18 protein-coding genes are annotated in these 22465 nt (G+C 66.9%); 12 read left to right on the forward strand and 6 right to left on the reverse strand.

Going from position 1 to position 22465, the window contains the following annotated elements:
* The first annotated feature begins 18 nt into the window (after positions 1–18).
* From BUB76_RS01090 to BUB76_RS18310, 5 genes are all read left to right on the forward strand, one after another.
* Positions 19–1170: a carbohydrate ABC transporter permease gene (locus BUB76_RS01090; protein ID WP_073125799.1), complete on the forward strand. Its 1152-nt coding sequence runs from the start codon at positions 19–21 to the stop codon at positions 1168–1170.
* 3 nt (positions 1171–1173) lie between these two features.
* Positions 1174–2835 carry an alpha-glucosidase family protein gene (locus tag BUB76_RS01095; protein WP_236737825.1) on the forward strand — a complete coding sequence of 554 codons (1662 nt, stop codon included), beginning with the start codon at positions 1174–1176 and terminating at the stop codon, positions 2833–2835.
* Positions 2836–2851: 16 nt separating this feature from the next.
* The gene (locus BUB76_RS01100) at positions 2852–4018 is read left to right on the forward strand and encodes an ABC transporter ATP-binding protein (RefSeq protein WP_073125804.1); all 1167 of its coding nucleotides are present in this window, start codon (positions 2852–2854) and stop codon (positions 4016–4018) included.
* 90 nt (positions 4019–4108) lie between these two features.
* Positions 4109–4684: a hypothetical protein gene (locus BUB76_RS01105; RefSeq protein ID WP_073125807.1), complete on the forward strand. Its 576-nt coding sequence runs from the start codon at positions 4109–4111 to the stop codon at positions 4682–4684.
* A gap of 12 nt (positions 4685–4696) precedes the next feature.
* Positions 4697–5062, forward strand: a complete 366-nt coding sequence (locus tag BUB76_RS18310; RefSeq protein ID WP_084140485.1) for a GNAT family N-acetyltransferase — start codon at positions 4697–4699, stop codon at positions 5060–5062.
* On the opposite strand, the gene BUB76_RS01115 is transcribed toward BUB76_RS18310, so the two are convergent.
* The 3 genes from BUB76_RS01115 to BUB76_RS01125 all read right to left on the reverse strand — a co-directional run bounded on the left by BUB76_RS01115 (position 4954) and on the right by BUB76_RS01125 (position 8114).
* A complete protein-coding gene (locus BUB76_RS01115; protein ID WP_073125811.1) occupies positions 4954–6354 on the reverse strand; it encodes a TRAP transporter large permease in 1401 nt (466 codons plus the stop codon). The two genes, BUB76_RS18310 and BUB76_RS01115, sit on opposite strands and share 109 nt — an antisense overlap.
* Positions 6354–6983, reverse strand: a complete 630-nt coding sequence (locus tag BUB76_RS01120; RefSeq protein ID WP_073125813.1) for a TRAP transporter small permease subunit — start codon at positions 6981–6983, stop codon at positions 6354–6356. Before BUB76_RS01120 ends, BUB76_RS01115 begins: the two co-directional genes overlap by 1 nt.
* A 117-nt stretch (positions 6984–7100) precedes the next feature.
* Positions 7101–8114 carry a C4-dicarboxylate TRAP transporter substrate-binding protein gene (locus BUB76_RS01125; RefSeq protein WP_073125816.1) on the reverse strand — a complete coding sequence of 338 codons (1014 nt, stop codon included), beginning with the start codon at positions 8112–8114 and terminating at the stop codon, positions 7101–7103.
* Between the two features lie 244 nt (positions 8115–8358).
* Between BUB76_RS01125 and BUB76_RS01130 the strand changes: the two genes are divergently transcribed.
* The 7 genes from BUB76_RS01130 (at position 8359) to BUB76_RS01160 (ending at position 18745) form a co-directional block, all read left to right on the forward strand.
* Entirely contained in the window at positions 8359–9138 is a 780-nt protein-coding gene (locus tag BUB76_RS01130) for an aldolase/citrate lyase family protein (protein WP_073125818.1), read from the forward strand.
* 71 nt (positions 9139–9209) lie between these two features.
* A complete protein-coding gene (guaB, locus tag BUB76_RS01135; RefSeq protein ID WP_073125821.1) occupies positions 9210–10658 on the forward strand; it encodes an IMP dehydrogenase in 1449 nt (482 codons plus the stop codon).
* 33 nt (positions 10659–10691) lie between these two features.
* Positions 10692–11855, forward strand: coding sequence for an RsmB/NOP family class I SAM-dependent RNA methyltransferase (locus BUB76_RS01140; protein ID WP_073125823.1), 1164 nt, complete (start codon positions 10692–10694; stop codon positions 11853–11855).
* Between the two features lie 95 nt (positions 11856–11950).
* Complete coding sequence (locus BUB76_RS01145; protein ID WP_236737826.1) at positions 11951–14236, forward strand: hybrid sensor histidine kinase/response regulator; 2286 nt, start codon at positions 11951–11953, stop codon at positions 14234–14236.
* Positions 14237–14589: 353 nt separating this feature from the next.
* A complete protein-coding gene (recA, locus tag BUB76_RS01150; protein ID WP_073125824.1) occupies positions 14590–15666 on the forward strand; it encodes a recombinase RecA in 1077 nt (358 codons plus the stop codon).
* A gap of 132 nt (positions 15667–15798) precedes the next feature.
* Positions 15799–18456, forward strand: coding sequence for an alanine--tRNA ligase (alaS, locus tag BUB76_RS01155; protein ID WP_073125825.1), 2658 nt, complete (start codon positions 15799–15801; stop codon positions 18454–18456).
* A 1-nt stretch (position 18457) separates the two neighbouring features.
* Entirely contained in the window at positions 18458–18745 is a 288-nt protein-coding gene (locus BUB76_RS01160; protein ID WP_073125826.1) for a DUF1330 domain-containing protein, read from the forward strand.
* Positions 18746–18875: 130 nt separating this feature from the next.
* Here the strand turns inward: BUB76_RS01160 and typA are convergent, their stop codons facing one another.
* The 3 genes from typA to BUB76_RS01175 form a co-directional block, all read right to left on the reverse strand.
* Positions 18876–20696: a translational GTPase TypA gene (gene typA / locus BUB76_RS01165; RefSeq protein WP_073125827.1), complete on the reverse strand. Its 1821-nt coding sequence runs from the start codon at positions 20694–20696 to the stop codon at positions 18876–18878.
* Positions 20697–20824: 128 nt separating this feature from the next.
* Positions 20825–21694, reverse strand: coding sequence for a mechanosensitive ion channel family protein (locus BUB76_RS01170; protein ID WP_073126494.1), 870 nt, complete (start codon positions 21692–21694; stop codon positions 20825–20827).
* Between the two features lie 65 nt (positions 21695–21759).
* Complete coding sequence (locus tag BUB76_RS01175; RefSeq protein ID WP_073125828.1) at positions 21760–22365, reverse strand: YitT family protein; 606 nt, start codon at positions 22363–22365, stop codon at positions 21760–21762.
* Positions 22366–22465 lie beyond the last annotated feature (100 nt).

Here is a 22465-nt window from a genome sequence, read left to right on the forward strand (position 1 = left end):
CGAGGGAGGAGCAAGTAAATGGACAATATCGCAGGACAGAAATCGTCCCTGACCTGGGCCACCCACATCTCGGTGCTGTTGCTGGTGCTGCTATGGCTGATCCCGACCATCGGGCTGTTCGTGTCGTCGTTCCGCGACCGCGACCAGATCTCGGCCAGCGGCTGGTGGAACGCGCCCTTCGCGGTGGAGCTGACGGCCCGCGGGCGCACGTCGGCCGAGGCCACGCCCGACGGCGACATGTTCGTGGTGACGGGCAACATCTACGACGACCCCGAGGCGCAGAGCTATTTTCCCGGGGGCGGTGGCGAGGTCGTGGCCTTCGGCACGCGCGGCGCCAACCCGACCGAGTTCGATGCGGGGACCGAGGCCGACCTGGGCGATGGCGAAACGCTGACGGTGAACGCGGACGGCACCTACCGGTACGTCTCGCCCGAGGATCCGGGATCACGCGGGCAGCGGGTGTATTTCGCGGCTGCGAGTCCACCGAACTTCACGCTCGATAACTACGAACAGGTGCTGACGGCCGACAACATGGACCAGGCCTTCATCAACACGTTCACGGTGACGATCCCGGCCACCATCATCCCGATTCTCATCGCGGCCTTCGCGGCCTACGCGCTGGCGTGGATGGACTTCCCCGGACGGGGAGTCCTGATCGCGGTGGTCGTTGGTCTGCTCGTCGTGCCCTTGCAGCTTGCGCTGGTGCCGATGCTGAACCTGCACAACAAGCTGGGCATCGGCCAGAGCTTCATGGGCATCTGGTTCGCGCACACGGCGTTCGGCATGCCCTTGGCGGTCTACCTGTTGCGCAACTACATGGTCGGCCTGCCGCGCGACATCATCGAGTCGGCCAAGGTCGACGGGGCCACCGATTTCGAGCTGTTCGTGCGGATCATCCTGCCGCTGTCGCTGCCCGCGCTGGCCGCGTTCAGCATCTTCCAGTTCCTGTGGACCTGGAACGACCTGCTGGTGGCCAAGGTGTTCCTGCCGTCCGATGACGCCAGCAAGGTGATGACCGTGAAGATCGCCGACGACCTTCTGGGCTCACGCGGAGGCGACTGGGGGATCCTGGCGACCGCCGCCTTCGTGTCCATCGCCGTGCCGCTCCTGGTGTTCTTCACCATGCAGCGGTTCCTCGTGCGCGGTCTGCTGGCGGGATCGGTGAAGTAATCCATGAGCTTTCTTTCGGAAATGGCCGATACCGCACCCCGGCCCGACGGCCCGGTGGACAAGGACTGGTGGCGCGGCGCGGTGATCTACCAGATCTATCCGCGCAGCTATCAGGACACCGATGGCGACGGGATCGGCGACCTGCCGGGCATCATCCATCGCCTGGACCACATCGCGCGGCTGGGGGCGGACGCGATCTGGATCTCGCCCTTCTTCAAGTCGCCCATGCTGGATTTCGGCTACGACGTCAGCGACTATTGCGATGTGGACCCGATGTTCGGCTCGATCCGCGATTTTGACGCGCTGATCGACCGGGCGCACGGGCTGGGTCTGAAGGTGCTGATCGACCTCGTTCTCAGCCACACCAGCGACCAGCACCCGTGGTTCCAGGAAAGCCGCGCCAGCCGCGACAACCCACGCGCCGACTGGTACGTCTGGGCCGAGGCCAAGCCCGATGGCAGCCCGCCCAACAACTGGCTGTCGATCTTCGGGGGCTCGGCCTGGCAGTGGGACGGCGAGCGGATGCAGTACTACCTGCACAACTTCCTGTCCGAGCAGCCGGACCTCAACTTCCACACGCCCGCGGTGCAGGACGCGCTGCTGGACGTGGCGCGGTTCTGGCTTGAAAAGGGCGTGGACGGCTTCCGGCTGGATACCGTGAACTTCTACGTCCACGACAAGCAACTGCGCGACAACCCGCCCCTGAACCCGGAAGAGCGGAACGAGAACACGGCGCCGGCCGTGAACCCCTACAATTTCCAGGATCACCTGTACGACAAGACCCAGCCCGAGAACCTGGACTTCCTGCGCCGCCTGCGCGCGCTGATGGAGGAATACCCGGCGATCACCTCGGTCGGCGAAGTGGGCGAATCCCAGCGTGGGATGGAGACGCAGCGCGACTACACCGCCGGCGACGACCTGCTGCACATGGCCTATGATTTCGACTTCCTGGGCACCGTCTATCCGTCGGGCAGCCGCATCCGACAGGTGCTGGAACGGTTCGACCGGATCGTCACCGATGGCTGGGCCTGCTGGGCGTTCTCGAACCACGACGTCGTGCGCTACGCGACGCGGTTCAACCTGACTGTCCCCGCCCGCAAGCTTTATGCCGCGCTGCTCATGTGCATGAAGGGGACCGTGTGCCTCTACCAGGGCGAAGAGCTCGGCCTGACCGAAGCCTATGTCCGGTACGAGGATTTGCAGGACCCCTACGGCAAGCGGTTCTGGCCCAAGTTCAAGGGCCGCGACGGCTGCCGCACGCCGATCCCCTGGACCACGGGGCGGAACGGCGGGTTCTCGGACGCGCAGCCCTGGCTGCCCGTGGCGGTCGAGCACCTGGATCACGCCGTGAGCGTTCAGGAAGGCGACGACAGCTCGGTCCTGAACTTCTACCGGACCATGCTGGCGTTCCGGAAGACCCATCCAAGCCTGGCCAAGGGCGGCCTGAAGGTGGTGCGCGCCGACGATGACGTGCTGACGCTGATCCGCGACGACGGGTCCGAGCGGTTGTTCTGCGCCTTCAACCTGACCGACACGGCCCAGACCGCCGAATTGCCGGACGGCGAATGGCACCTGGACGACGGCGCGCCCTTCGCCTCGGATCGCGCGGACAGAATACTGACATTGCCGCCCTGGAGTGCCGCGTTCGCGGTCGCGGGCCAATAAGAACGGGAGGAACTTCATGGCCGATCTCAAATTGACCGACGTCGCCAAATCCTATGGCAGCGTCCAGGTGCTGAGCGATATCAACCTCGACATCAAGCAGGGCGAGCTGATCGTCTTCGTCGGCCCCTCGGGCTGTGGCAAGTCCACGCTACTGCGGATGATCGCGGGGCTGGAACGGATCACCGGCGGCGAGCTGAAGATCGACGGGCAGGTGGTGAACAACGTGCCGCCCGCGCAGCGCGGCATCGCCATGGTGTTCCAGTCCTACGCGCTCTACCCGCACATGACGGTGCGCGACAACATGGCCTTCGCCCTGAAGATCGCCAAGAAGTCGAAGGAAGAGATCGACGCGGCCATCACCAAGGCGGCCCGCATCCTTCAGCTCGAGCCGTTCCTCGACCGCCTGCCCAAGGCCCTGTCGGGCGGCCAGCGCCAGCGCGTGGCCATCGGCCGGTCCATCGTCCGCGACCCCAAGGTGTACCTGTTCGACGAGCCGCTTTCGAACCTCGACGCAGCCCTGCGCGTGGCCACCCGGATCGAGATCGCGCAGCTGAAGGAGAACATGCCGAACTCGACCATGATCTACGTGACCCACGACCAGGTCGAGGCGATGACCCTGGCCAGCCGCATCGTGGTGCTGGCGGGCGGCGGCATCGCGCAGGTGGGCACGCCGCTGGAGCTGTACGAGAAGCCGGAGAACGAGTTCGTGGCCCAGTTCATCGGCAGCCCGGCCATGAACCTGCTGCAAGGCAAGATCACCGGCACCGGCGAAAAGACGACCATCGCGATCAACGGCGGCGGCACGGCGGTGTCGGACTACCCGTCCACCGAGGCCGACATGGGCGCCGAGGTGAAAGTCGGCGTGCGGCCCGAGGATTTCGTCGAGGCCCGGGGCGGCGAGTACATCTTCGAGGGCAAGGTCGACATCACCGAGGCGCTTGGCGAGGTGACGCTGCTCTACTTCGAAACCGGCAATGCCGACATGGAAGCGCTGGAAAAGGGCGACGCCGCCGTGATCGCCAAGTTGCAGGGCATCCACAAGGGCCTGCGCGGCAACACGGTCAAGCTGGGCGCCGACCCGTCCAAGGTCCATGTCTTCAAGGATGGCGTGTCGCTGCTCTATCGCGATGGCGGCCTGGCCCGCACGGCGACGATGACGGATTTCAGCATCTCCAAGCACTGAACCGGCCGAGAGGATCGGCAAGAGGGCGGCGCCGGGCGCCGCCCTTTCGCGTTAGGGGGTGATTAACCCTTTGCCGTCACGCTCGGTGCCATGGAGATCACGCGCGACCCTCCGCTGCGCCGCGACTGGGACGCTTTGACCGTGGACGCGCCCTTCGTGCAGGGGTGGGCCTACGGCGCTGCGGCGGAACGGTTGGGCGCCACCGTGCACCGCCTGCGGATCGGAAACGCGTCGTGTCTTGGCGTGACGCAGGTGATCGAACGCGGGATCGGGCCGCTGTGCCTGCTTTGGCTGCCGGGCGGCATCCATTGGCTGCGGGGTGCAGACACGCCGCGCGCGCTGAAGACGATACGGTTGGCCTGGCCCGGAGCTGTCTTCGTCCTGTCGCCCGATGCGGGGCGTGCCCTTCGGCAAGGCTCCCAGAGGGCCGTGCTGGACCTGTCGGGCGACCTGCGTGCCGGCCTGCGGAAGAAATGGCGCAACCGGCTGACCTGCGCCGGACGAGCGGGCCTGTCGGTCACGCGGGAGCCGGGTTGCCCCGACTGGCTGCTCGGGCGCGATGCCGAGATGCGCCGCCGCCGCGGTTTTCGCGCCTTGCCGCACCGCTGGCTCGCAAAGCTTGAGCGGGTGTCGCCGGGCACGGTCGAAAGCTGGATCGCCTTTTAACGTGGCGGCCCGATCGCCGGGGTCTGCCTACTGCGCCACGGGCGCGAGGCGGTCTATCACCTGGGCCAGACGACGCCAGCCGGGCGCAGGGCGTCGGCCCACAACCTGCTTCTGTGGCACGCCATGTGCGCGGCGCGGGACGAGGGTTGCACGCGCATGGATCTTGGGCTGATCGATCTCGTCCGCCTCCCGGGCCTGACCCGTTTCAAGCTGGGCACCGGCGCGCGGGCGGTCAGCGATCCGCCCACGCGCCTGCTGTGTCCGTGGGATCAGGCCAGAGACGGCAGCCAGAGCACGATGGACGGGAAGGCCACCAGCGTCGCGATGGTCACCGCGTCGGCCAGGAAGAACGGCATCACGCCGCGGAACACGTCCTGAACCGAGATGTCGGGCCGCACGCCCGCCACCACGAAGCAGTTCAACCCGATGGGGGGCGTGATCAGGCAGAACTCGGCCATCTTCACCACCAGGATCCCGAACCAGATCGCGCACATGGTCCCGTTCATGCCGAACGCGCTCTCCTCGGCCGTGACGAACGGTCCGCCGTTCAGCGCCATCACCGCCGGGAACACCACCGGCAGCGTCAGAAGCAGCATGCCGATCGCATCCATGAACATGCCGAGCACCGCGTAGGCGAGCAGGATCATGATCAGCGTGAGCATCGGCGCCTGATCCAGCGACGTGATCCAGTCGGCGAAGGCGCCGGGCAGGTCGGCGAAGCCCAAGAAACGCACGTAGATCAGAACGCCCCAGATGATGGCGAAGATCATGGTCGACAGCTTGGCCGTCTCGATCAGCGCGTCCTTCAGTTCGGGCCAGCGCATGCCGTGCCAGAGCGCCATCAGGAATACGATGAAGGCGCCCACCGCGCCGCCCTCGGTCGGCGTGCCCCAGGCGTCGCCGCCGAAGGGGTTGTAGACGAAGAAGATGATGATCACGACCACGGCCAGGATCGGCAGCGCGGGCGGCAGCGACTGCATCCGCTGGCGCCAGGTGAAGCCGGTGACGGGCGGGCCGAAGCCCTTGATGGTCAGCGCGAGGACGATGATGAGGCCGGCATAGATGAAGGCCGAGACGACGCCGGGGATGAAGCCCGCCAGCAGGAGCTTGCCCACGTCCTGTTCGACGATGATCGCGTAGATAACAAGGATGGCCGAGGGCGGGATCAGGGAGGCCAGCGTGCCGCCCGCCGCCACCACGCCCGCGGCGAAGCGGCGATCATAGCCCACCTTCAGCATCTCGGGGATGGCGATGCGCGCGAACACGGCGGCGGTGGCCACCGATGCGCCGGACACCGCCGCGAAGCCCGCCGTGGCGAAGACGGTGGACACGGCCAGCCCGCCCGGCACCCAGGCGATCCAGCGCTTGGCGGCTTCGAACAGCGCCTTGGTGAGGCCCGCGTAATAGGCGAGGTAGCCGATCAGGATGAAGGTCGGGATCAGGCTGAGCGCCTGGCTCGCCACCTTGCCGTGGGGCACCTGGCCCGCGGTCTTGATGGCCACCGTCATGGCCCAGCCGAGCTCGGACGCGTCGTAGCCCTTGCGCGACCAGAAGATCCAGATGAGGCCCACGAGCCCCGCGAAGGCGGCGGCGAAGGCCACGCGCATGCCCAGGACGACCAGGACCAGCAGGCCGCCCGTGACCCACAGGCCGATTTCGATGCTGTCCATCAGTCGCGATCCTCGATTTGGCGCGCCTCGAGCGCCGCTTGTTCCGCCGCCGACAGGATCAGCGGCACGGCCACCGGCTCGGGGTCGCCCTTCACGAAGGCCCGGCCGAAGCCCCAGAGCTGCAACGCGAGCCGCAGGGACAGGACGAAGAACGCGATGGGCACGATCAGCTTGGCGGGCCAGATCGGCAGGCCGATGTCGATGGTGCTGTCGCGTGACCAGAGCGGCGAGCCCAGGTCGAAGCTGCGCAGGAAATGCGACCAGCTGCCCCAGATCAGCGCCACGATGACCAGGAAGATCGCCAGCGTCGTGATGAACTCGGCGGCCCAAAGGATGCGGCCCTTCAGCTGCCCGATGACGATGTCCATGCGGATATGACCGCCCAGGCGTTGCATGTACGAGATGCCCATGAACGCGATCAGCGGCATGGCCAGCTCGATCCAGTCCACGTAGCCGGGCAGGGGGCGGTTGAAGAACTGCCGGCCCGTGACCGATACGACCGCGAGCAGCATCAGGGCGAACACGCCCAGCCCCGCGATCAGCGACATGAAGCGTTCCAGCACCGACAGGCTCCGGTCGAGCCGGCTGATCGTGCTGTCATTCTCGAGAACGGAGGCGGCTCCGGCCATGGCATACCCTTTCCCGTACCGAATTCGCTCGGACGCCGCGGATCAGGGGCCGCGGCGTCGCAAGGGTCAAAGGTGAGACGTGCGCCCGGGACCGTATCCCGGGCGCGTGTCGGTGCATCAGCTGCCCGACTTCGCCTCTTCGAGGGTCGAGTTGACCAGGTCGTAGAGCTCCTGCGCCGGCAGGCCCTGCGCGGACATGGTGTCGATCCATTCCTGGTGGATCGGCGTCGCGACCTCGCGGAAGGCGGCAAGCTCGTCCTGCGAGATCATGACCTTGTTCACGCCACGCTCTTCCAGCACCTGGTCCCAGCGGGCCAGAAGCTCGCCGTAGTTCTCGAGGTAGTAGTCGATCGCCTCGGACACCGAGCTGTCCAGCGCCTCGCGATGCTCATCGCTCAGCGACTCGTAGGCGTCGATGTTCACCACCACGGGACAGTTCACGGTGCCGGGGTTCAGGTTCGCGGTCCACCAGTCGGCCTCGTTGATGGTGCCGAAGGACAGGTGCGCGTGCTGGGCGAAGGCCACGGTGTCGACAACGCCCGATTCCATCGCCTGGTAGGCTTCGGACGAGGTCACCGAGGTCGGAACGCCGCCCACGGCCGCGAAGGCCTCGCCCAGGCCGCCGGTGGCGCGCACGCGCATGCCCTCGAAATCGGCCAGCTCGTCGCGCGGCTCGCCGGTGCCCACCAGGTTGTACTGGGGCATCGGGCTGGTCATCAGCATCCTGGCGTTCCACTGCGACATTTCCTCGGCCACGGCCGGGTGCGCGTAGACGGCGTTCGACACCGCGACTTCCTGCTCGAGGTTCTCGACACCCAGGAAGGGCAGTTCGAGCACGGTGATCGCGCGGTTCTTGTCACGGTGATAGCCCGCGCAGAACTGGGCCATCTCGAACGCGCCGATCGAGATCCCGTCCAGGTTCTCGGTGTTCTTCGACAGGCCGCCATAGCTGATGTTGATGGTGAATTCGCCGTCGGTCTTCTCCTCGACCAGCTCGGCGAGTTTCTCGACATGCTCGGTGAAAGCGCGGCGCTGACCCCAAAGCGAGGCATTCCATTCCACCGCCATCGCCTCGGTGGCAAAGGCGGTCGCAAGCGCGGCAAAGGCCACGCGGCCCATCATGTTGGTCATCTCTCTCTCCCTATCAGAGGCGGCTGTCTCGCCGCGTTCAATGATGATCGTATCATGTCGCGCAAAACCACGGGTTCAAGTGGGATTCGGGATACCCGCGAAGTCCGTCCCGCAAGCTGCGGAAAAAAGGTCTTTTTATGGGTGCGGCCAATGGCGCGACCGTCCCTGTCGGCGATTGCGGCTTTACCACGGCGGCGCAAACGGCCTAGCGTCGGGCCGTTGTCACAGTCGCAAGGATCCCGCCATGCCCGCCCCCAAGAACCCGATCAAGGCGGCGCTGGCCCGCGGCGAGGTGCAGATCGGCCTGTGGCTGGCCTCGGCCCATCCGACGGTGGCCGAGATGGCGTCCCATTCCGGCTTCGACTGGTGCCTGATCGACGGCGAGCATGCACCGAACGACATTCCCATCATCCACAGCCAGTTGCAGGCCATGGCGGGGGGCAGCGCCGCGCCCGCGATCCGGCTGCCGGTGGGCGATGTGCGCATGGTCAAGCAGGCGCTCGATATCGGCTGCCAGACCCTGCTGATCCCCATGGTCAACTCGGCCGAGCAGGCCGCCGAGATGGTCGCCGCGACCCGCTATCCGCCCCAAGGTGTGCGTGGTGTCGGTGCCGCCATGTCGCGGGCGACCCGGTTCGGCGCCAACACCGATTACCTGCCCAGTGCCGGGGACGAGATCTGCCTGCTGGTGCAGGCCGAAACCCGCGCCGCGCTGGACAACCTGGACGCCATCGCCGCGACCGAAGGCGTGGATGGCGTGTTCCTCGGACCCGCCGACCTGGCCGCGTCGCTGGGGCACCTGGGCAATCCCAAGCACCCCGAGGTGCAGGACGCGATCGAGGACGCCGCGCGCCGCATCGCCGCGGCCGGCAAGGCGGTCGGCATGATCACCTTCGATGCCTCGGAAATCGGTCGCCTGCGCGAACTTGGCGGCACGTTCATCGCCGTGGGCGGCGACATGTCCCTGCTGGCCCGGGCCATGCGCGGGCTTGCCGCGGATGCACGCCGCGCCGTGGGTGGATGAGGGCTTTCCTTTCCCCTGGGTCCGTGAAATAGGGACGCGTCAAACGAAGACTCCGATGGAAAGGATTCCCAATGGAGATTCGCGAGGCGCTGACCTTCGATGACGTCCTGCTTCTGCCCGCCGCCAGCACCGTGCTGCCGTCGATGGCGGATACCCGCACCTACGCCACCCGCGACATCCGGATGAACGTGCCGCTGCTGAGCTCGGCCATGGATACGGTGACCGAACAGCGCATGGCCATCGCCATGGCGCAGGCCGGCGGTATCGGCGTGATCCATCGCAACCTCGATGTCGAGGAGCAGGCCCAGCAGGTGCGCCGGGTCAAGCGGTTCGAGTCGGGGATCGTCTACAACCCCATCACCCTGACCGCCGACCAGACCCTGGCCGACGCGAAGGCGTTGCAGGAACGCTACCGCGTCACCGGCTTCCCGGTGGTCGACGGATCGGGCCGTGTGGTCGGCATCGTGACCAATCGCGACATGCGCTTCGCCAGCGATGACCGCACCCCGGTCAGCGCCATGATGACGTCCGACAAGCTGGCCATCCTGCAGGAGCCGGTCGAGCTGGAAGAGGCCAAGAGGCTCATGAAAGCCCGCCGCATCGAGAAGCTGCTGGTCACCGACGGGCAGGGCAAGCTGACGGGCCTTCTGACCCTCAAGGATACCGAGCAGGCGGTGCTGAACCCGGCGGCCTGCAAGGACAGCCTGGGCCGCCTGCGCGTGGCCGCAGCCTCGACCGTGGGCGACGCGGGTTTCGAGCGGTCCGAGGCGCTGGTCGATGCCGGCGTCGACGTGGTGGTCATCGACACCGCCCACGGCCATTCCGCCGGCGTGGCCGAGGCGGTGAAGCGCGCCAAGACCCTGTCGAACGAGGTCCAGATCATTGCCGGCAACGTCGCCACGGCCGATGGCGCCAAGGCGCTTGTCGATGCGGGCGCCGATGCCATCAAGGTCGGGATCGGGCCGGGCTCCATCTGCACCACGCGTGTCGTCGCGGGCGTGGGCGTGCCGCAACTGACCGCGATCATGGACGCGATGCAGGGGGCCGGCGGCGTGCCCGTCATCGCCGATGGCGGCATCAAGTTCTCGGGCGATTTCGCCAAGGCCATCGCTGCCGGGGCGTCCTGCGCCATGGTGGGCTCGATGCTGGCCGGCACCGACGAAAGCCCGGGCGAGGTGATCCTCTACCAGGGCCGCAGCTTCAAGGCCTATCGCGGCATGGGCTCGCTTGCCGCCATGGCGCGCGGATCGGCCGACCGGTATTTCCAGAAGGACGCCGCGTCGGACAAGCTGGTGCCCGAAGGGGTAGAGGGACAGGTGCCCTACAAGGGGTCGGCGGGCGCGATCATTCACCAACTGGTGGGCGGTCTGCGTGCGGCCATGGGCTATACCGGCTGCGCGACCGTCGAGGAAATGCGCCAGAACTGCCAGTTCGTGCGGGTGACCGGGGCCGGGCTGAAGGAAAGCCATGTCCATGACGTGACCATCACGCGCGAAAGCCCGAACTACCGCGGCGCCTGATATTCCAATGGCTTGCGGCACGAAGGTGATGCAATGACACCGGCCGCGCGCGTGCAGACCGCCATCGAATGCCTCGACCGGATCGCCGCGGGCGACCCGGCCGAACGTGTCCTGACCCGCTGGGCCCGCGGCGCGCGCCACGCGGGGTCCAAGGACCGCGCCGCCGTGCGCGACCTCGTGTTCGACGTGCTGCGCCGCTGGTGGTCCAGCGCGGCCCGGGGCGGCGGCGAGACGGGGCGCGCGCGCATGATCGGCTACCTGCACGACACCGGAGCGGAGCTGGACTCGGTTTTCACCGGCGCCGGCTACGGCCCCGCGCCGCTGGAAGCCGGCGAGCGGCCGACGGATGCCCCGATCCCTCAGCTTGCGTCTCTCGACTGCCCCCCGACGCTGGCGGACGAACTGCAGTCCAGTCTCGGTCCGGACTTCGCAGCCGTGATGCAGGCCCTGCGGGATCGGGCGCCCGTATTTCTGAGGGTCAATCTGTCCCGCACATCGCGGGACTCCGCGCGTGCCGCCTTGGGTGCCGAGGACATTGAGACACAGGATGACGATCTCTCGCCAAGCGCCCTACGTGTCACGAAAAATTCGCGCAGGGTTCATCTATCGAAGGCGTTCCGCGACGGGCTTGTAGACCTTCAGGACGGGGCCAGCCAGGCGCTGGTCGACGCGCTTCCGCTCGACGGCACCACGCGTGTTCTCGACTACTGCGCCGGCGGCGGGGGCAAGACGCTAGCCATGGCCGACCGGCACCGGGCCCGCTACGTCGCCCATGACGGCATCCCGGGACGCATGGCAGACCTTCCCGAGCGTGCGCGGCGGGCCGGGCAATCCGTCGATCTCGTGGACGGCGGCGAGCTGTTGTCGCAGCCTCCCTTCGACCTGGTTCTCGTCGATGCGCCCTGCACCGGGAGTGGCGCCTGGCGACGAAGCCCGGAAGGCAAGATTCGCGCGGATCGTGCCATGCTCGACGACGTGCTGTCGCTTCAGGCCGGGATCCTGCGCGATGCGGCGCGCCACGTCGCGGCGGGCGGTTCGCTCGCCTACGCGACGTGCTCTCTCTTGGATGATGAGAATAATCGCCAGGTAGATGAATTTCTCGCCGATGTTGAAGGTTACCGCTTGAACCTCACGCGGACATGGACGCCGATACAGGGCGGCGACGGGTTCTTCCTGGCTGTTTTCACTCGCCGCTAGGACTTGTGCCGTCGCGTTTGACCGTCAAACTGCGATTAAGCGGGCGTTAACCCTTGCCGTGCGAACAAGGCGGCCCCGAGCAGAAGGTCCGAGTTGTGTCCGATTTCCGTCTCTCGTTCGATCCGCCGTCCGGCCTTCGCCGGGCGGGCTTGGGCGGTGTGGTCGTGGTCGGGGCGGTCTTGCTTGCGATCGGCCTGATCGTGCCGGGCGTTGTCACGGGTGCGGCGCTTATCTCCGCGGCGGCGGCGTTGTTGATGCTGGCCGCCATGCTGGCCGCCTTGCTGTTCCTCGGACCGCGGACTGCGGAACATCGCGACACAACGCTGCGCGATCTGCTGACCCATGACGACACGCCGGCTTTCGTGACCGACGGGGACGGGGTTCTGCTATGGGCCAATGACGCCGCCCGTGATGCGGCCGGTTCGGATATGCGCGCGGCGACGGAGCTTCTGGCGCCGCTGACGGGCGCCGCGGCCCATCCCGCCGAAACCCTCGCGAGACTTCTGGGGGATGCGGGCGCGGACGGCGTGGCGCAAGAGCGGGTGGGCGCGGCGCGGCTACACGCGACAGCAATCGGCAGCGACCGGGTGGTCTGGACCGTCCGCAGCGACTCGGAAGGCACGAACGCTGAAGATCCGATCCTGCGATGCGATCCGGATGGGAGCATCCTCTGGATGTCCGGGGCCGCGCTGGACCTCTTCGCAGGGCCGCCCGTCCGGTTGAGTGATATCGGTCTCGACGGGGCGCTCGATCAAGGCTTGCCGATCCAGCTCGAAACGACCGACGGCTCCCGGACCTTCACCGTGCGATCGCGGGATATCGCGCTCGGCACGGTGGAGGTAACGCTCGGACCAACGGACGACCTGCCCGAAACCGGGGATGTTGCATCAGTGCCTGGTCGCTACACGCTGGACGATCTCCCGGTTCCCATCCTTGAACTGCATGACGACGGGACGGTGGCACGATCGAACGCGCTCGCACAACACTTGCTGGCGCTGGGGCCCGAGGAACGGGTCGGGCTTTCGACCCTGGTCGAGGGGCTGGGCCGTCAGGTGAACGAATGGCTGGCCGACGCCCGTGCCGGCCGGGCCCTGAACCGACCCGAGGTTGTGCGCGCGTCCCGCGTGGCGGGTGACTTGTTCGTGCAGGTCACGCTGACGCTCGCCGCGCCCGAGCACGACCGGCGGATCATGGCCCTTCTGCACGACGCGACCGAGCTCAAGACACTCGAGGCGCAGTTCGTCCAGAGCCAGAAAATGCAGGCCATCGGACAGCTGGCGGGCGGCGTGGCCCATGATTTCAACAACCTGCTGACGGCGATCAGCGGGCACTGCGATCTTCTTCTGCTCCGTCATGATCCCGGCGACCAGGATTTCGCCGACCTCGAACAGATCAACCAGAACGCCAATCGCGCGGCGTCCCTGGTCGGGCAGTTGCTGGCCTTCTCGCGCAAGCAGACCCTTCGCCCCGAGATGCTGGACATGCGCGATACCTTGTCCGACCTCAGTCACTTGTTGAACCGGCTGGTGGGCGAGAAGGTGACCCTGTCGGTGCGCAATGACTCCGACCTGAAAATGGTGCGTGCGGACAAGCGCCAGCTGGAGCAGGTCATCATGAATCTCGTGGTGAACGCGCGCGACGCCATGCCGGAAGGTGGCACCGTCGAGGTCCGTGCGAAAACGGTCCGCCTGGACACGCCCGTCACGCGCGACCGGGTCGAGATGCCGGCGGGCGCCTACGTGGTCGTCGAGGTGAAGGATTCGGGCATCGGCATCCCCGAGGACCAGCTCCCGAAGATCTTCGAACCTTTCTACACGACCAAGCGCACGGGCGAGGGCACCGGGCTGGGGTTGTCCACGGCATACGGTATCGTGAAGCAGACCGGGGCCTACATCTTCGTTCAATCCGAGGTGGGCAAGGGAACCATGTTCTCGCTCTACTTTCCCGCACATGACGGCCAGGCCGATCGCAGCGCCTCCGCGGGCGCTCATGTCAGGGCGCAGCCCACCGACCGCGAGGCGCGCATCCTGCTGGTCGAGGATGAAGCCCCCGTCCGCGCCTTCGCCGCCCGGGCCCTCAGGCTGCGCGGTCACCACGTGATCGAAGCCGAGAACGCCGAACGCGCGCTGGATATCGCCGCGGACGGATCGCTGGAGATCGACATCTTCGTGACCGACATCATCATGCCGGGACGTGACGGTCCGAGCTGGGTCCGAGAGGCGTTGGAAGAGCGCCCCGATACGGGTGTCATCTTCGTATCCGGATACGCCGAAGAGAGCTTTTCCGAGAGCCAGGCCAACATTCCCAATTCGACCTTTCTGCCCAAGCCATTCTCCCTGATCGACCTCACCGCCGCCGTGGATGCCCATCTCGAACGCTGAGCGCCCGCTGGAACGTCCCGGCCTATACACCTCGAAGAAGGATAGAAGCGGTGAGGCCCGATCCCGATTTGGCCGGGCGGCGCCCCGAACGCTCTTGCCAATCCGCACCGGGCGAATCCGGGGCCGGTTCGCCGCATTGGGATCTCGCGCCGTCCCGCGGGCACCAGAAGGCCGATGGCCCGGACGGTCACTCCGGAACCGCCCGCTTTGATGTTAACGGATTGTTCATCCTTAATGCCTAGCAAAGATTGGGATTGATTTGTTCCCGTTTTGGCCCCATAAGGCGAGGAACAATAACGGAACAAACCATCTCATTGCTGCCCGCGGGCGGACATGGAATAAGGACCGAAATCATGGGCAAGACCGGGCTTCTGGACATGGCTGAAAAGCGCAACACCGACAAGCAGAAGGCGCTCGACTCGGCGCTGGCGCAGATCGAACGCCAATTTGGCAAGGGCTCGATCATGAAGCTCGGGGGCGAGAACCAGTTCCCCGACATCGAGGCGACCTCCACCGGCTCGCTCGGTCTGGATATCGCCCTGGGCATCGGCGGGCTTCCCAAGGGCCGCATCATCGAGATCTACGGCCCCGAGAGCTCGGGCAAGACGACACTGACGCTCCACGCCATCGCCGAGGAGCAGAAAAAGGGTGGCGTCTGTGCCTTCGTGGATGCCGAGCACGCCCTCGATCCGCAATACGCCCGCAAGCTGGGCGTGAGCCTGGACGAGCTGCTGATCAGCCAGCCTGATACCGGCGAACAGGCGCTCGAGATCACCGATACGCTGGTCCGCTCGGGCGCCGTGAGCATGGTGGTGGTCGATTCGGTCGCCGCCCTGACGCCCAAGTCCGAGCTGGAAGGCGACATGGGCGACAGCTCGGTCGGCGTGCATGCCCGGTTGATGAGCCAGGCCATGCGCAAGCTGACCGGTTCGATCAGCCGGACAGGCTGCATGGTGGTCTTCATCAACCAGATCCGCATGAAGATCGGCGTCATGTTCGGCAGCCCCGAGACGACGACCGGCGGCAACGCGCTCAAGTTCTACAGTTCGGTCCGTCTGGACATTCGCCGCATCGGTTCGATCAAAGATCGCGACGAGGTCGTCGGCAACCAGACCAAGGTCAAGGTCGTGAAGAACAAGGTCGCACCGCCTTTCAAGGTCGTCGAGTTCGATATCATGTACGGCGAAGGCATCTCGAAGACCGGCGAGTTGCTGGACATGGGTGTGAAAGCGGGCATCGTCGACAAGTCCGGCTCCTGGTATTCCTACGGGGACGAGCGCATCGGCCAGGGTCGCGAGAACGCCAAGGCATTCCTCCGCGAGAACCAGTCCATCGCGCTGGATATCGAGGACAAGATCCGCGGCGCCCACGGGCTGGATTTCCAGACCGGCAGCAGCGATGACGAAGACGACCCGCTGATGGACGACTGAAGCGTCGGCCAGCACGCGATCTCCATGCCAAGGCGCTCCGCGGGGCGCCTTTTGCATTCCAGCCCGCTTGCCCGCGCGGGGTCACGGCGATAGACCGGCCAAATGCCGCAGCCTGAAGGATCCGCGACCAGAATGCTTAGCCTGAACGACATCCGATCGAGCTTCATCGACTATTTCGTGAAGCACGGACACGCCCATGTCCCGAGCTCTCCGCTGATCCCGCGCAACGACCCCACGCTCATGTTCACCGCGGCGGGCATGGTGCAGTTCAAGAACCTGTTCACCGGCGTCGAGACCCGCGACTACACCCGTGCGACAACCGCGCAGAAATGCGTGCGCGCTGGCGGCAAGCACAACGACCTGGACAATGTCGGCTACACCGCCCGCCACCACACGTTCTTCGAGATGCTGGGGAATTTCAGCTTCGGCGACTATTTCAAGGAAGAGGCGATCGCCCTTGCCTGGGGTCTGCTGACCAGGGAATTCGGGATCGACCCCGATCGCCTGCTTGTGACCGTCTTCCACACCGACGAGGAGGCCGTCGCGATCTGGAAGAAGGTGGCCGGCCTGCCGGACGAGCGGATCATCCGCATCGCCACCGACGACAATTTCTGGTCCGCCGGCCCCACGGGTCCCTGCGGCCCCTGCACCGAGATCTTCTATGACCACGGTCCCGAGGTCTGGGGCGGCCCTCCGGGCTCGCCCGAGGAGGACGGCGACCGGTTCATCGAGATCTGGAACATCGTCTTCATGCAGTACGAGCAGTTCGAGGACGGCACCCGGACCGAACTGACGTCGAAATCCATCGACACGGGCATGGGGCTGGAACGGATCGGGGCCCTGCTTCAAGGCAAGCACGACAACTACGACACCGACCTGTTCCGCGCCCTGATCGAAGCCTCGGCGAGCGTGACGGGCACCGACCCGGATGGCGACGGCAACGTGCACCACAGGGTGATCGCCGACCATCTGCGCTCGACCTCGTTCCTGATCGCCGACGGCGTGCTGCCGTCGAGCGAGGGGCGCGGTTATGTCCTGCGCCGGATCATGCGCCGCGCCATGCGCCACGCGCATCTTCTGGGCGCGGCCGACCCCGTCATGCACCGCCTGGTGCCTGCGCTGGTGGGCCAGATGGGACAGGCCTTTCCCGAACTGGGCCAGAGCCAGGCCATGATCGAGCAAACCCTGCTGGGCGAGGAGACACGCTTCCGCCAGACGCTCGAGCGGGGCCTGAAGCTGCTGGACGATGCGTTGGTCGACCTGCCAGAGGGCGCCGCGCTGCCCGGCGAGACGGCATTCAAGCTGTACGACACGTTCGGCTTCCCGCTGGACCTGACCCAGGACGCCCTGCGCGAGCGGGGGCGCGGCGTGGATACCGAGGGCTTCGACAGCGCCATGGCGCGCCAGAAGGCGCAGGCCCGCGCCGCCTGGGCCGGGTCGGGCGAAACGGCGGATGCCAGCGTCTGGTTCGACGTGGCCGACAAGCATGGCGTGACCGAGTTCCTGGGCTACGACAGCCTGGACGCCGAGGGCCAGGTGCTTGCGGTGGTCCGCGACGGCGACGTGGTGGAGAGCGCCGGGCAGGGCGACAGCGTGCAGGTCGTCACCAACCAGACGCCTTTCTACGCCGAGGCCGGGGGCCAGGTCGGCGATACCGGCACCATCACCGCGCCGGGCCTGCGCCTGCGGGTGACGGACACGCGTAAGGTGGCCGGCGTCTTCATCCATTTCGCGAGCGTGGAGGAGGGCGAGCTGCGCCCCGGCGCGCCCGTGCGCCTGTCGGTCGATCCCGATCGTCGCGCGCGCATCCGGGCCAATCACTCCGCCACCCACCTGCTGCACGAAGCCCTGCGCGACCGGCTGGGCGACCACGTGGCCCAGCGGGGGTCGCTGAACGCACCGGACCGGCTGCGCTTCGACTTCAGCCACAACGCGGCGCTCTCGGCCGAGGACATGGCCGCGGTGCAGGACAGCGTGAACGCCTTCATCCGCCAGAACAGCGCGGTCGAGACCCGGCTGATGACCCCCGACCAGGCGCGTGAACTGGGCGCCCAGGCGCTTTTCGGCGAGAAATACGGCGACGAGGTGCGCGTCGTCTCCATGGGCCGCGCCGACACGGGCAAGGGCCTGGACGGCCGGGACTGGTCCATCGAGCTTTGCGGCGGCACCCACGTGGCGCGCACCGGCGAGATCGGGCTGTGCGTCCTGACCGCCGACAGCGCGTCCAGCGCGGGTGTGCGCCGGGTCGAGGCGGTGACGGGGCAGGCGGCGCTGGACCACTTGATCGGCCGCTCCGAGACGCTGTCGCGCATCGCCGGTGACCTGAAATCCGCGATCCCGGACGCCGAGGCCCGCGTGCGCAGCCTGGTGGACGAGCGCAAGGCATTGGCCAACGAGGTGGCGCAACTGAAGCGCGACCTGGCCATGGGCGGCGGCGGGGATGGCGGCATCGAGACGCGGGATGTGGGCGGCATTCCCTTCGCCGCGCAGGTGCTGCAAGGCGTGACCGGCAAGGATCTCCCCGGCCTGATCGACGCGCAGAAGGACCGCCTGAAATCGGCGGCCGTGCTGCTGATCGCGGCCGACAGCGGCAAGGCGGCGGTGGCCGCGGGCGTGACCAAGGACCTGACGGACCGGGTGTCGGCCGTGGACATGGTGCGCGCCGCGGTGGCCGAACTGGGCGGCAAGGGCGGCGGCGGCCGGCCCGACATGGCCCAGGGCGGCGGGCGCAGCGCCGAGAACGCGGACGCCGCCATCGCCGCCGTTGAAACCGTGCTGAAGGAGGCCTGAGATGCCCGCACTCTGGATCGCCCACGTGAAGGTCAGCGACGACGCCGCCTATGGCGAATACGCCCGGCGGGCGACGACGGCCATCGCCGAGCATGGCGGCGTCTTCATCGCCCGCGGCGGCCGCTACGTGCAGCTGGAGGGGCCGGATCGCCCACGCAACGTGGTCGCGCGCTTTCCGTCGGTCGAGGCGGCCGAGGCCTGCAATCGCTCGGATGCCTACCAGGAGGCGATGTCCTACGCCAAGGGCGCGGCCGAGCGCGAGCTCTCCATCGTCGAGATAGACGAATAGGGCGCCGCGCCCAACGCTTCCGCCAGACATGAAAAGGGGGACAGGTTCAAACGCCTCGTCCCCCTTCTTGCTTCATCTTTCCCAAATACCTCGGGGAGCGCGAGGGGCAGCGCCCCTCGCTCCCACCGGCTCAGCCCGCGGCCTTGGCCTGCCGCTTGCGCTCGTGCGGGTCGAGGAAGCGCTTGCGCAGCCGGATCGCGTTGGGCGTGACCTCGACCAGTTCGTCATCGTCGATATAGGCGATGGCCTGTTCCAGTGTAAGGGTGACGGGCGTGGTCAGGCGCACCGCCTCGTCGGTGCCCGAGGCGCGGACGTTGGTCAGTTTCTTGCCCTTCAGCGGATTGATCTCGAGATCGTTCTCGCGATTGTGCTCGCCCAGGATCATGCCCGTGTAGACGTCCTCCTGCGCGCCGATGAAGAAATCGCCGCGATCCTCGAGGTTCCACAGCGCGTAGGCCACCGACTGGCCGTTCTCCATCGAGATCAGCACGCCGGCGCGACGGCCCGGGATCGGGCCCTTGTGCGGCTCCCAGGCGTGGAACACGCGGTTCAGCACGCCGGTGCCGCGCGTGTCGGTCAGGAATTCGCCGTGGTAGCCGATCAGCCCGCGCGACGGCACGCGCGCGACGATCCGGGTCTTGCCCGCGCCGGATTGCTTCATCTCGACAAGCTCGCCCTTGCGGGCGCCCGTCAGCTTTTCGATCACGGCACCGGAATACTCGTCGTCCACGTCGACGGTCGCTTCTTCCACCGGCTCGTGGGTGACGCCGTCGATATCGCGCATGACCACGCGCGGGCGCGAGATCGACAGCTCGAAGCCCTCGCGGCGCATGTTCTCGATGAGCACGCCCATCTGCAATTCGCCCCGGCCCGAGACCTCGAACGCCTCGCCGCCGGGCGTGTCGGCGACCTTGATGGCGACGTTCTGCTCGGCCTCTTTCATCAGGCGCTCGCGGATCACGCGGCTTTGCACCTTCTTGCCGTCACGGCCTGCCAGCGGGCTGTCGTTGATGCCGAAGGTCACGGTGATGGTGGGCGGGTCGATGGGCTGCGCGTCCAGCGGCACTTCAACGGCCAGCGCGCAGAGCGTGTCGGCAACCGTGGCCTTGGCCATGCCCGAAAGGGTGACGATGTCGCCGGCCACGCCTTCGTCGATATCGGTGTAATCCAGACCCCGGAAGGCGCGGATGCGGCTGACGCGGAACTGCTCGATCTGCTGGCCCGCGCGCGACAGCGCCTTGATCGTGGCGCCCGCCTTGATACGGCCGGTTTCGATCCGGCCCGTCAGCAGGCGGCCCAGGAACGGGTCGGCCGACAGGGTGGTGGCCAGCATGGTGAAGTCTTCATCCGCGTGCTTCTGCTGCTTGGGCGGCGGCACGTGGCGCACGACGAGGTTGAACAGAGCGTCGAGATTCTTGCGCGGCCCGTCCAGCTCGGGGTCGCACCAGCCGCTGCGGCCGGAGGCGTAGAGATGGGGGAAATCCAGCTGATCCTCATCGGCATCCAGCGCGGCGAACAGGTCGAACACCTCGTCCAGCGCGCGGTCGGGCTCGGCGTCGGGCTTGTCGACCTTGTTCAGTACCACGATCGGGCGCAGGCCCAGCGCCAGCGCCTTCGAGGTCACGAACTTGGTCTGCGGCATGGGGCCCTCGGCGGCATCCACCAGCAGGACCACGCCATCGACCATCGACAGGATCCGCTCGACCTCGCCGCCGAAATCGGCGTGGCCGGGAGTGTCGACGATGTTGATGCGCGTGCCCTTCCACTCGACCGAGGTGTTCTTGGCCAGGATGGTGATGCCGCGCTCGCGCTCCAGGTCGTTGCTGTCCATGGCGCGCTCGGCCACGGCCTGGTTTTCACGGAAGGCGCCCGATTGCTTGAGCAGCTCGTCCACCAGCGTGGTCTTGCCGTGGTCGACGTGGGCGATGATGGCGATATTGCGCAGATCCATGGGGATTGCCTTTGCGGACAGGTAACAGGGGTTGGCCGCGCCTTACAGCCCGCGCGCGTCCTTGACCAGCACTTCCGCCGCGGCGCGGCGACGAAACGCGGAATTGCCGGCCCGATACCGCGAATAGCTCAGCCCGGCCCGGCCCGGTCGCCGTCCTTAGTCTGCTGCAGGATCGTCAGCGGTTCCTTGAAGGTCAGCGTCTGGTAGGGGAACGGGATCTCGATGCCCGCGTCGTCCAGCGCGCGTTTCACCGCGGCGACCACCTTGTCGCGGGACCGGCGGATATCCACGGGCTTGGATCCGGTCCACCACGTGATCTCGAAATTGATCGAACTGTCGGCGAATTCCTGGGCGAAGATCTGCACGTCGCGCACGTCATCGCGGACCGAGTCGACCTCGCGCACCGCCGCCGTGATGACCGTGCGGCAGTGGTCCACGTCTTCCCCGTAGGCCACGCCACAGATCACGGTCGTGCGGCGCAGGCCGGTCGAGGTGCGGATGGTGACCGGGTTCTTGAAGAACATGGCGTTGGGCGCCACGACCAGCTGTCCGTCCGTCTGGCGCACGTGGGTGTCGCGGATGGTGATGTTCTCCACCTGGCCGTCGATGCCTTCGCATTCGATGTAATCTTCGACCGAGAACGGCTCGCGGATCAGCAGCAGGATGCCGGCGAGGAAGTTCTCGAACACGTCCTTGAAGGCGAAGCCGATGGCGACACCCCCGACGCCGAGCGCCGCCAGCGCGCGTCCGGGTGTCACGGTGGGAAAGGCGATGGTGATGGCGATCAGGGCCGTGAACAGCCACAGCCCCACCGTCAGCAGCATGATCACCACGTCGCGCAGGGCGCGGCGCATCCGCGCCTTCTTCAGCGACCGCGGCACGATCCACTGCACCAGCCGGATCACGACCCACATGACCGCCACGAAGACGAGCGCGGCCACCAGCTGCGGCAGGACGCGCCAGAACGCGGTGCCGAACCCCTCGATCTGGTTGCGCATGGGCTCGGGGAAGACCTCCCAGGCCGCGATCATCAGGTCCCACATACCGTGCCGCTCTCGTTACCTCAGGTGGCGACGTAGCGGTCCCGGCGGTGATTGACAGCGATGATGAGGTTCAGAACCACGGCGCCCAGCAGCGACAGCGCGACGATGGACAGCGGGAAAAGCAAGGCGGCGACCGAGAACAGCACCGCGTCGAAGATCAGCTGGACGTAGCCCGCGCGAAACCCCGTGGTGTCCTGCACGTAAAGGGCCACAACGCCGATCCCGCCCAGGCTGCCGCCGTGGCGGAACATGGCCAGCAGCCCCAGACCGGTCAGCGCCCCGAACAGGACGGCGCCCAGCGCGGGCTGCACGTATTCGATCCGGAACCCCATGGGCATGAGCTCGGTCAGGATGGACAGCACCGTCACCGAGCCCAGGGATTTCAGGGTGAAGGTCCGCCCCAGCCGCTGCCACGCCAGCGCGTAGAAGGGCAGGTTCACCACGAAGAAGACGGCGCCGAAGCTCCAGCCCGTGACGTAGGACAGGATCACGGCCAGCCCCGCGGTTTGCCCCGTGACGAGGCCCAGGTGGGTCAGCACGTGAATGCCGACCGAGCACAGGAAGACGCCCAGCCCTAGGCCTTGGGCGTCTTCCAGCGCTGAGTGCTTCAGGTTTTCATCCGACATGGGAGACAGTTTTCCCGGTGCGCCGCGGGATCAAGGCCAATCGGCGCGGTTTCGCGGGATAAGGGCGCGATTCCTGTGCGGATGCCTTGGAAACGGGCAA

It is taken from the genome of Palleronia salina (genome assembly GCF_900141995.1).
Classification (GTDB): Bacteria; Pseudomonadota; Alphaproteobacteria; order Rhodobacterales; family Rhodobacteraceae; genus Palleronia; species Palleronia salina.